Origin of the sequence: Demequina pilifera (assembly GCF_048814985.1) — a bacterium.
Taxonomy (GTDB): domain Bacteria; phylum Actinomycetota; class Actinomycetes; order Actinomycetales; family Demequinaceae; genus Demequina.
On record NZ_JBMDTW010000002.1, the window covers coordinates 501270 to 511547 of the forward strand.

Annotated in this window: 10 protein-coding genes and 1 riboswitch; of the genes, 1 reads left to right on the plus strand and 9 read right to left on the minus strand. The window is 69.2% G+C overall.

Annotation, left to right across the window (positions count from 1 at the left end; translation table 11 throughout):
* Window positions 1–116: 116 nt before the first annotated feature.
* Both ACNI14_RS05085 and deoC read right to left on the minus strand, forming a co-directional pair.
* Window positions 117–905 carry an NAD-dependent epimerase/dehydratase family protein gene (locus ACNI14_RS05085; RefSeq protein ID WP_420518866.1) on the minus strand — a complete coding sequence of 263 codons (789 nt, stop codon included), beginning with the start codon at window positions 903–905 and terminating at the stop codon, window positions 117–119.
* Window positions 906–1023: 118 nt separating this feature from the next.
* On the minus strand, window positions 1024–1722 hold the full coding sequence (gene deoC / locus ACNI14_RS05090; RefSeq protein WP_420518867.1) for a deoxyribose-phosphate aldolase: 699 nt from the start codon (window positions 1720–1722) through the stop codon (window positions 1024–1026).
* Between the two features lie 88 nt (window positions 1723–1810).
* Window positions 1811–1873: riboswitch (guanidine-III (ykkC-III) riboswitch) on the plus strand.
* Window positions 1874–1885: 12 nt separating this feature from the next.
* Here deoC and ACNI14_RS05095 point away from each other — a divergent pair.
* Window positions 1886–2200 (plus strand): DMT family transporter, encoded by a 315-nt coding sequence (locus tag ACNI14_RS05095; protein WP_420518868.1) that lies wholly within the window; start codon window positions 1886–1888, stop codon window positions 2198–2200.
* 80 nt (window positions 2201–2280) lie between these two features.
* Here ACNI14_RS05095 and ACNI14_RS05100 read toward each other — a convergent pair whose 3' ends face one another.
* From ACNI14_RS05100 to ACNI14_RS05130, 7 genes are read right to left on the minus strand one after another with little or no spacing between them, the layout of a single operon-like run.
* Window positions 2281–3348 (minus strand): adenosine deaminase, encoded by a 1068-nt coding sequence (locus ACNI14_RS05100; protein WP_420518869.1) that lies wholly within the window; start codon window positions 3346–3348, stop codon window positions 2281–2283.
* 60 nt (window positions 3349–3408) lie between these two features.
* Window positions 3409–4401: a hypothetical protein gene (locus ACNI14_RS05105; protein WP_420518870.1), complete on the minus strand. Its 993-nt coding sequence runs from the start codon at window positions 4399–4401 to the stop codon at window positions 3409–3411.
* Between the two features lie 23 nt (window positions 4402–4424).
* Window positions 4425–5756 carry a thymidine phosphorylase gene (locus ACNI14_RS05110; protein ID WP_420518871.1) on the minus strand — a complete coding sequence of 444 codons (1332 nt, stop codon included), beginning with the start codon at window positions 5754–5756 and terminating at the stop codon, window positions 4425–4427.
* Complete coding sequence (locus tag ACNI14_RS05115) at window positions 5753–6154, minus strand: cytidine deaminase (RefSeq protein ID WP_420518872.1); 402 nt, start codon at window positions 6152–6154, stop codon at window positions 5753–5755. The genes ACNI14_RS05110 and ACNI14_RS05115 overlap by 4 nt, the downstream gene beginning before the upstream one ends.
* A gap of 7 nt (window positions 6155–6161) precedes the next feature.
* The gene (locus ACNI14_RS05120; protein WP_420518873.1) at window positions 6162–7460 is read right to left on the minus strand and encodes an ABC transporter permease; all 1299 of its coding nucleotides are present in this window, start codon (window positions 7458–7460) and stop codon (window positions 6162–6164) included.
* Complete coding sequence (locus ACNI14_RS05125) at window positions 7457–8683, minus strand: ABC transporter permease (protein WP_420518874.1); 1227 nt, start codon at window positions 8681–8683, stop codon at window positions 7457–7459. Before ACNI14_RS05125 ends, ACNI14_RS05120 begins: the two co-directional genes overlap by 4 nt.
* On the minus strand, window positions 8680–10200 hold the full coding sequence (locus ACNI14_RS05130; RefSeq protein ID WP_420518875.1) for an ABC transporter ATP-binding protein: 1521 nt from the start codon (window positions 10198–10200) through the stop codon (window positions 8680–8682). The genes ACNI14_RS05125 and ACNI14_RS05130 overlap by 4 nt, the downstream gene beginning before the upstream one ends.
* Between the last annotated feature and the right edge of the window lie 78 nt (window positions 10201–10278).

The window sequence follows — 10278 nt, forward strand, 5'->3', positions numbered from 1 at the left end:
CGGATAGCCGATGCGCGGGCCGGCCTGGTAGGCGTCCGACAGTGAGCGTGCTCCAGGATTCGCGGGCGCGCCAGAACCGACGCTCACCGCCCACTGGGGCGCTCAGGCGGGACGCACTACTCCCGCATGCGATCCAGCGAGTACTCCGCGGTTGCATACGGACCGCCCTGCGGCTGGGTGGGGTCGATCGGAGACTCCGCCAACCAGGTCGCGGCGTCGTCCTCAGGGAGATAGCCGATGGCCGCTCCGGCCGCGAGGTCCCACCAGCGGGACGAATTGGCAGAGACTGCGTAGAACACGGCCGTCTGATCCGTGGTCATGGCCGCGAGGAACGCCCTCAGGGCGTCATCCGGACTCAGCCAGGTGCGCTGCTCGCGGGCGGTACCTGGTCGGGGCTCGTAGCTGCCGATGCGCACCGCAGCGGTACTGATGCCGAACTTGTCCGAATAGAGGCGACACAGAGCCTCACCCGCCACCTTGGAGACGCCATAGAAGCCGTCCGGGCGAGCGGGCATATCGGGTGACACCACCGTGTCGGCGGTGTACATGCCCGTCACACGGTTGCTGCTGGCATAGACCACGCGGGGTACGCCCGACCGGCGAGCGGCTTCGAGCACGTGATAGGTGCCGACGATGTTCACGGCCGCCAGATCGTGGAAGTCGGCCTCATCGGCCAAGCCGCCCAGATGGATCACGCCGTCTGCACCGTCGAGCACCTGCTCGAGTGCGCGGAGATCCGCCAGATCGGCGGTCAGGACACGATCGTTGGGACCGACGGGTGCCGTCGAGCGGACGTCCGTGGACACCAGTTCCACCTGTCGCTCGTGGAGGGCGACGCGGAGCGCCGATCCGACGGTTCCAGCGGCACCCGTGACGACCCAACGACTGTTCGCGATATCGACCATGCCCGGATCGTACGATCCGCCACCGACAGTGAGCGTCCTCCAGGATTCGCGGGCGCGCCAGAACCGACGCTCACCGCCCACTGGGGCGCTCAGGCGGGAAGGGGTCGGTCGGGCGGGGTCAGTAGCCCGCGGGCTCGGGCGCCGTGGCCGGAACGGAATCGCCGTCCAGGCCGTCCAGCACAGCGCGGGTGCCCGAGAGACCCAAGCGCGTGGCGCCGGCGTCGATCATGGCGAGGGCCGCATCGGCCGTCCGGATGCCGCCCGAGGCCTTGACGCCCAGGCGCCCGCCCACCGTCTTGGCCATGAGCGCCACGGCCTCGACCGAGGCGCCACCCGCCGGGTGGAATCCCGTCGAGGTCTTCACGAAGTCGGCGCCCGCGGCCTCCGAGGCGCGGCACGCGCCCACGATCGCCTCGTCGGTCAGCGCGGCTGACTCGATGATCACCTTGAGGACCTTGCCCTCCGGCACGGCGCCACGCACGGCGGCCACGTCAGCTTCCACGTCGTCGAATCGGCCGTCGTTAGCGGCCGCAATGTCGATCACCATGTCGATCTCGTCCGCGCCCTGCGCGATGCTCAGCGCGGCCTCCGCAGCCTTCACCGACGAATGGTGCTTGCCCGATGGGAAACCGCACACCACTGCCACCGCGAGTCCCTCGGGGACGTCCACCGGCAGCATCGATGGCGACACGCACACCGAGAACACGCCCAGGTCAGCACCTTCCGCGATGAGTGCCTTGACGTCAGCCGGCGTCGACTCGGGCTTGAGCAGCGTGTGGTCGACGTAGCGGGCAAGTTCGTCGCGAGAGAGTGTCATGAGGTTCCTCCAAGTGGTCCTTCGGTCTGGGTCCAGCCTACGCGGGCCGCCGTGTTGCCACCCGCGCTGGCGCGTGCGATCCTCGAGACCAGAGCCGGAGCCCGGCTCCCGGACGAGGTGACGTACCCGGAGCGCGACAAGACGTCTCGTCTGGAGACCAGTCATGCCGTGGATCATCCTCATCGCGTCCGGAGTGCTCGAGGCCGTCTGGGCCACCGCTCTCAGCCGCTCCCAGGGCTTCACTCGGCTGTGGCCGACCGTCATCTTCGGGATCGCGCTGATCGCGAGCATGGGCGGCCTGGCGTATGCCCTCCGCACCCTGCCCGTCGGCACCGCATACGCGATATGGGTCGCCGTGGGCGCGGCGCTGACCGTCATCTACGCGATGGCGACCGGAGCCGAGTCGTTCTCGATCCTCAAGGTGCTGCTGATCCTCGGCATCGTGAGCTGCGTCGTGGGCCTCAAGCTCGTTCACTGACGGAACTGACGGGCAGGCGTCAGTGAGTGCCGGACAGGAGGCGCCGAAGCGCCAGAGGCGTCCACCAGTGCCGGACAGGCTCAGAGGTCGACGCCGAACCCTTCGAGGATGAGCTCGGCGAGGTCGCCGCGCTCCTCGTAGGGCAGGAACGCACCCCACGCGGCCGACAGCGTCGCCTCGAGCAGGTCCTCCTTGGTCCAGCCCGCGTCGACGAGGACGCCGAACTCGCCCGACATCGACACTCCGGAGACCAGGCGGTTGTCCGTGTTGACGGTGACGGCGAAGCCGAGGTCGCGCAGGTCGTGGATCGGGTGGTCCTCGATGGACGACGCCGCAGCGGTGTGGAGATTCGACGTGGGGCACAGCTCGAGCGGGATCTGCTGGTCGAGCGCGTGACGCGCGATGAGGCCCAGCTCGGGCTCCTCGGTGCCAAAGCCCTCGATGTCCTCATGGATGCGCGCGCCGTGACCGATGCGGCGGGCGCCCTGGAACAGGGCGTCACCCACGGAGTCGGCTCCGTCGGCCTCGCCGGCGTGGATGGTCACCGGCAGGTGCGCGGCCCGCGCTGCAGTGAACGCGGCCGCGTGGTCCGACGCAGGGAAGCCCAGCTCCGGTCCCGCGATGTCGAATCCCACGCAGCAGCGGTCGCGGTTGACGATCGCGAGCGCCACGATCTCCTCGGAGCGATCCAGGTGACGCATCGCGTCCAGCAGCGCGCCGGCGCGGATCACGCGACCGGCCTCGGCCGCCTCGGCAATGCCCTCCTGGATTCCCGCCTGTACGGCCTCGACCACCTGCTGCAGCTCGAGGCCGCCGGCGACGTGCTGCTCGGGAGCGTAGCGAAGCTCCGCGTAGATCACGCCGTCGGCGGCGAGGTCCACGATGGCCTCGCGGGCCACGCGGCGAAGGTTGTCGGCCGTCTGCATGACGGCGGTGGTGTGCGCGAACGCCTCCAGGTAGCGCACCAGGTCGCCGGAGTTGGCGTTGGTGATGAAGATCTGCGCGAGCTCGTCGGGGTCGGTCGAGGGCAGTTCGTGGCCGATCTCGGCCGCGAGCTCGATCAGGGTCGAGGGACGCAGACCCCCGTCGAGGTGATCGTGCAGCAGGACCTTGGGCAGGGAGACGATGTCATCGTGGGTGAGGCTCATGCCTCCAGGCTAGTGGCGACGAGCCCCCGCCGCAGTCACGGCCCCTGCGCCGTACCCCGCTCAGGCGTCGCGGCGAGCCTTCGGCAGCACCAGCCAGCTCGCCCGAGTCCAGCTGCCGTACGCGGGCTCCTTGGGTCCCGGCCCGTACAGCCGCGCCTCCGACAGCGGCAGCACGCGCCCCGAGCCAGGCTCGTAGACCTGGAAACCGTGAGGAGTGCGCCCCGTGAGCAGCACCACGTGGCGCGGCATCACGGTGGACAGGCCGGAGCGCGAGTCGCCGGATGTGTACAGCGGCACCGGGATCCCGTCCCGCAACGCCGCCGATGCGTGGGACACGGCCGCAGTGACCGCAACAGCATCGGAATCGTCCAGCACGGCGCCGCGGAACGCGACGCCTGCAAAGCGCGTCAGGTCGTCCATTCGCCACGGAGGCGTGCCGAGCGACCGCGGCCACGACAAACCCAGCACGGCGCCCCTCGTGGCCCGACGGTGCAGCACCCGCTGGAGCGCATCCCACCGCTCGTCAATGGTGCGGACACCGGGCTCGTCGAGCGTGACCGAGAGGACCTCGACCGGCATGTAGTCGCCGAACAGCCGCCCCGTCGTCACCCAGGCCGCCACGAACGGGTCGCCCATCATCAGCATCATCGCCATCACGGCCGCGCCGCACGTGGTCTCGTCGACCTGGGTGGCCTTCACGTTGCCGAACCGCACGTGCCCCAGTCCCGCCCCGGCGGGCTGGCGTATCGCGTGCTGGGCCGTGCGCGGAAACGTGTCCCACGCCGCGGCGAATCCCGCGATTGCGGCCACCGGGGCGCCCGAGGCTACGGCGCGCTCCACGAGCGCAGCGTCCTCTCCCAGGGTCGATCGAGAGGTGTCGAGCGCCTTCGCATCGGCGGCCGATGCGCGGGCTCGCTTGCGCTCGTAGGCGCGCGCGAACACGGTGTCGGTGTGCGGTCCCCCGCGCTGCGCGCGGCCGGCGGCATGCGCCGCCGAGTACGGACTCGCCCATCGCGCACGCAGGCCGATGGCGGCCGCGACGGACGCGGCCACGGAGGTGGCTGTCCAGCCCACGCTCAGGTGGCCGTGCCCACGCGATCGAGGATGATCTGGCGGTCGGCCGCATCGTTGCTGGCGGAGATTTCCACCGCCCCGGCACCGTCGCAGGCCTCGTCAAGCGCCGCCATTCCGCGCGGCATGCGGTCTTCGGTCTCAGTGTGCAGCGTCATGATGACGTCGCCCTTCGAGACCTTCTCGCCCAGCGTGCGGTGCAGCGTCACGCCGGCCGATGCCTGCACCGGGTCCTCCTTGCGAGCGCGGCCCGCACCGAGCCGCCACGCTGCCACGCCCACGCCCAGGGCGTCGAGCCGGGTGATCACGCCGTCCGATTCGGCACGCACTTCTTCGATGTGCGGCGCGGTCGGCATGCTCGCATCCGCATCGCCGCCCTGAGCCTCGATCATGCGCCGCCAGGCGTCCATCGCACGGCCGTCCTTCAGCGCATCGGCGGGGTCCACGTCCGTGATTCCCGCGCCGGCCAGCATCTCCCTCGCGAGCGCGACGGTGAGGTCGACCACGTCGGCCGGGCCCCCACCAGCGAGCACCTCGACCGATTCGGTCACCTCGAGGCCGTTGCCGATCGTCAGCCCGAGGGGCGTCGACATGTCGGTGATCAGCGCGGACGTGAAGACCCCGGCGTCGGTTCCCAAGGCGACCATCGTGCGCGCGAGCTCGCGCGCCTGGTCGATGTCCTTCATGAAGGCGCCGGAGCCTACCTTGACGTCGAGCACCAGCGTTCCCGTGCCCTCGGCGATCTTCTTGGACATGATCGACGTCGCGATCAGCGGAATCGCCTCGACCGTGCCGGTCACGTCGCGCAGCGCGTAGAGCTTCTTGTCGGCGGGGGCGAGCCCCGATCCGGCAGCGCAGATCACCGCGCCCACGTCCCGCAGCTGCGCGTGCATCTCCTCGTTCGAGAGGGAGGCCCGCCAGCCCGGGATCGACTCGAGCTTGTCGAGGGTGCCGCCCGTGTGCCCGAGCCCACGGCCCGAGAGCTGCGGCACCGCGACGCCGTGAGCCGCGACCAGCGGCGCGAGGGGCAGGGTGATCTTGTCGCCCACTCCGCCGGTCGAGTGCTTGTCCGCGGTCGGCTTGCCGAGATCCGAGAAGTCCAGCCTCTCGCCGGTCGCGATCATGGCCGCGGTCCAGCGCGCGATCTCCTGGCGGCTCATGCCGCGCTGGAGGATCGCCATCGCCAGCGAGCTCATCTGCTCGTCCGCGACGGCGCCGCGAGTGTAGGCGTCGACGACCCAGTCGATCTGGTCGTCGCTCAGGGTGCCGCCGTCCCGCTTGACGCGGATCACGTCGACTGCATCGTGTCGTTCGGTGATGCGGGGCCGTTCAGTCATGACACCCTCCCAAGATCGTCGGGCCCGAACGCGCCGGGCAGGAATTCGTCCATCGTCATCACCCCGTCGGCCGTGTCGACCAGCAGTTGACGGCCGCCGTGCTCGAACAGCAGCTGTCGGCAGCGACCGCACGGTGCGAGCAGGCTGCCGTGCGCGTCTACGCAGGTGAACGCCACCAGGCGGCCTCCGCCGTGATCGGTGTGGAGCTTCGAGACGAGCGCGCATTCGGCACACAGCGTGAGGCCGTAGCTCGCGTTCTCGACGTTCGCCCCCACGACCGTCTCACCTGAGTCGGTGAGGGCGGCCGCCCCCACCGGGAAGCGCGAGTACGGCACGTACGCACGCGCGGTGACGTCGCGAGCCGCGACGCGCAGGGACTCCCAGTCGATGTCGGGCATGACGCTCCTACTTCTTGTACGGGGTGCCCTCGGCGGCCGGCGGGCGAGCGTGCCCCACGAGGCCGGCGACGGCGAGGATGGTCGCAAGGTACGGCGTCATCGCGAGGAACTGGGACGGGATGTCCGAGCCGATGATTCCCAGCTGCACGCGCAGCGCGTCGGCGAAGCCGAACAGCAGGGCCGCGGCGAGCGCGCCCTTGGGGTTCCATCGGCCCAGGATCATGGCGGCGAGCGCGATATAGCCCTTGCCCGCCGTCATCTCCTTGCCGAACGCGAGACCCGAGGCGACCGTGAAGAACGCCCCTCCCAGGCCGGCGACCGCGCCGCCCAGCACCGTGTTGCGGATGCGCGTGCGGTTGACCTTGATGCCCACCGTGTCCGCGGCCTTGGGGTGCTCGCCCACCGAGCGCACGCGCAGGCCCCAGCGGGAGCGGAACAGCATGATCTGCAGCACGATCACTGCGGCGTACATGATGTAGACCAGCAGGTTCTGGTTGAACAGCACCGGGCCGATCACCGGGATGCCGGACAGGATCGGGATGTCGATCCGGGCCATGCCCAACGATCGGTTGAGATCGGGGTTGTCGGTCATGAGCGTGCTGTAGAAGAAGCTCGTGAGCCCCAGCACCAGCAGGTTCAGGACCACGCCGACGACGATCTGGTTGACCCAGTACTTGGTCGCGAAGATCGCGAGCAGCAGGCCGACGAGGCCGCCGGCGAGGGGCGCGGCGATCATCCCCACATAGGCGTTGCCTGCCATCGAGCCCACCAGCGCTGCGAGGAACGCACCGGCGAGCAGCTGCCCCTCGATGGCGATGTTGATGATGCCCGATCGCTCGCACAGCGTGCCGGCGAGCGCACCGAACACGAGCGGCACCGCCAGGAACAGCGCACTCGTGAGCAGCCCGGTGAGCTGGATCGTAGTGTTGTCGCGCCCGGCACCGGCCCACGTCAGGAGCGCTCCCATGACGGCCATGCCGAACACGATCGGGAGCCACAGCCCCACCTTGCGGTACTGGTTCGCTCGGTACGCGGTCCACCCCGCGAGCAGGAGCGCGATGACGGAGAAGGCAACGGCGGCGAGCTGCGCGGGGAGAGTGAGGCTCGGCAGCGTCACGAAGTCGGAGTTGGTCGCGACGACGAAGTTGGTCTGGGTGTCGGCCGTCGTGGTCAGCCCGAAGATCAGCAGAGAGATCAGGGCGACGGCGCCCAGGATGATCGACGACCGCCAGGACTTGGTGCGAGGCGGCTCGGGAGCCCCTCCCGCGGTCGGCTGCGGCGTGGGGGTTCCAACCGTGGAGGTCATGCCGCCACCTCCTTCTCGTGGGCGGGGGCCGGCAAGCGGAAGATCGACCTCACCAGCGGCGGAGCCGCGATGAACAGCACGATGAGCGCCTGGATGACGAACACGATGTCAACGGGCAGTCCCGCCTGCACCTGCAGCGTGGGGCCCGACGCCCGCAGGCCACCGAACAGGATCGCGGCCATGACGGTTCCCAGCGGCCGCGAACGGCCCAGCAGCGCGACCGTGATCGCGTCGAAGCCGAGAGAGCCCGCCGTCGCGGTGGTGAGCACCTTCTCGGTGCCCAGCACCTGGGCGGAGCCCGCGAGACCCGCAAGAGCACCCGCGATCATCATCACGAGAATGTAGCTCTTCGCCACGCTCATCCCGGCCGTGCGCGCCGCTCGCGGATTCGCTCCCGCTGCACGGAACTCGAAGCCGAGGGTCGAACGCTCCATCAGCCACCACACGCCGAAGGCGCACGCGAGCGCGAACAGGAACCCCAGGTGGAGGTTGAACCCGGACCCGAGGATGAGCGGATACTGCGAGGTCTCCGCGACAGTCGGAGTGATGGGGTTATTGCTGTCGGGCCGCTGGAAGGACTCGAGCGTGAGCAGCCACGCCACCAAGTTGAGGCCGACGTAGTTGAGCATGATCGTGACGATCACCTCGTGCGCGCCGGTGCGTGCCTTCAGGAAGCCGGGGATGAACCCCCAGACGGCACCTCCGAGCGCACAGCCGATGACCGCGACGATCAGGTGCAGTCCCCACGGAAGATCCCATGCGAAGCCCACGTACGCACCGACTGTCGCGCCGATGAGGAGCTGGCCCTGCGCACCGATGTTGAACAGTCCGGCACGGAACCCGATGCCCAGGCCAAGACCAGCAAAGATCAGCGGGGTCGCCATCGTGAGGGTCTGCGTGAACGGCCGCACGAACGCGGTGAAGGTATCCGCGTCGAGGTTCACCACCGCGCCCTGGAAGATAGCCGTGTAGGCGGCTCCGAGCGCCGCCGCGATGGCGGCGAACGTGTCGCCCGGGCGAGAGAAGAAGTAGACCGAGGACTCGCGCACGGCCTCGTCGGCGAAGATCACCAGCAGCCCGCCGATGGCGAGCGAGGCGACCACCGCCATGACCACCACGAGGGTCGAACTCTCAAGGATCTCGCGCAGCACCCCGCGCGACCGGTCGCCGCCGGATTCGGCAGAGCCCTTCTCGGGCTGCTCTGTCACGCTCGTGTCGCTCACGCGGCCTCCTCCTCGCCATGGGCCCCGGCCATCATGAGGCCGAGGGTGTCGCGGTCCGTGTCCGGGTCGACGATGTCGACGACCTTGCCGTGATACATCACGGCGATGCGGTCCGCGAGCGCGTACACCTCGTCGAGCTCCGAGCTGACGATGACGACCGCCACGCCCTTGTCTCGTTCTTCAATAAGACGCTTGTGCACGAACTCGATCGACCCGACGTCGAGCCCTCGCGTGGGCTGGGAGGCGATCAGCACCTTGAGGTCTCGCGCCAGTTCGCGCGCCAGGACCACCTTCTGCTGGTTGCCGCCCGAGAGCGACCCGGTCAGCGCCTGGGTCGACGTGGTGCGCACGTCGAACTTCTCGACCTGCTCATCCGCGTGGTCGCGCACGACCTTGGGGTCGATGGCGCCGCGGCGCGAGTAGGGCGCACGGTCGTAGAGGTCGAGGATGAGGTTGTTCGCCACGGTGAAGGCGGCGACCACGCCGTCCTCGGTGCGGTCCTCGGGCACGAACCCGATGCCTGCATCGAGATTCTGGCGGATCGACCTGCTCTTCAGCTCCTTGCCGTCGAGGATCACGCGGCCGCCAGCGATGGGGAGCAGCCCAAGGATCGCCTCGGCAAGCTCGGTCTGCCCGTTGCCCTGGACACCCGCCACCGCGAGGATCTCACCGCCGCGCACCTCGAGGGAGACGTCGTCGACGTGGGTGACGCCGGTGGCCTCGTCGACCATCCTGAGGTTCTCCACCTGCAGCATGGGCTCTCCCGGATTCGCGTCACCCTTGTCCACAGTCATCGAGACGTCGCGCCCGACCATCAGCGACGCGAGCTCCTCTTGGGAGTCGGTCGGCTTGGCGGTGCCCACGACCTTTCCGCGCCGGATGACGGTGATGGTGTCCGCAACGGCCTTGACCTCGCGGAGCTTGTGGGTGATCAGCACCACGGCGGTTCCCGAGTCGCGCAGCTGGCGGACGATCTCGAGCAGCTCGTCAGTCTCCTGGGGGGTGAGCACGGCGGTCGGCTCGTCGAGGATGAGCACCTCGGCGTCGCGGGACAGCGCCTTGATGATCTCGACGCGCTGCTGAGCGCCGACGGAGAGGTTCTCGACCATGGCGTCCGGGTCGACATCGAAGCCGAACTGGTCGGAGAGCTCGCGGACCTTGTCCCGCGCGGCGTCCAGGTCGAGGAGATTGACGGGGCCCTTGACCTGCTCATGCCCGAGCATCACGTTCTCCGCGACGGAGAACACGGGAACCAGCATGAAGTGCTGGTGGACCATGCCGATTCCTGCCGCCATCGCGTCGCCGGGACCCGAGAACGTCCGGACCTCGTCGTCGAGCAGCACCTCGCCGCCGTCCGCGTCATACAGGCCGAACAGGACGTTCATCAGGGTGGACTTGCCCGCCCCGTTCTCGCCGAGGAGAGCATGCACCGTGCCTGGCTCGACCAACAGGTCGATGCTGTCGTTTGCGGTGAAGTCACCGAACTTCTTGGTGATACCGCGGAGCTCAAGTTTCACGCCGTCGTCCTCCTCAGCCCATGCCGCAAGCGCGGCCTCTCAAGTCAAGCACGAGGGGCGTGCCGCGTCTACGCGGCA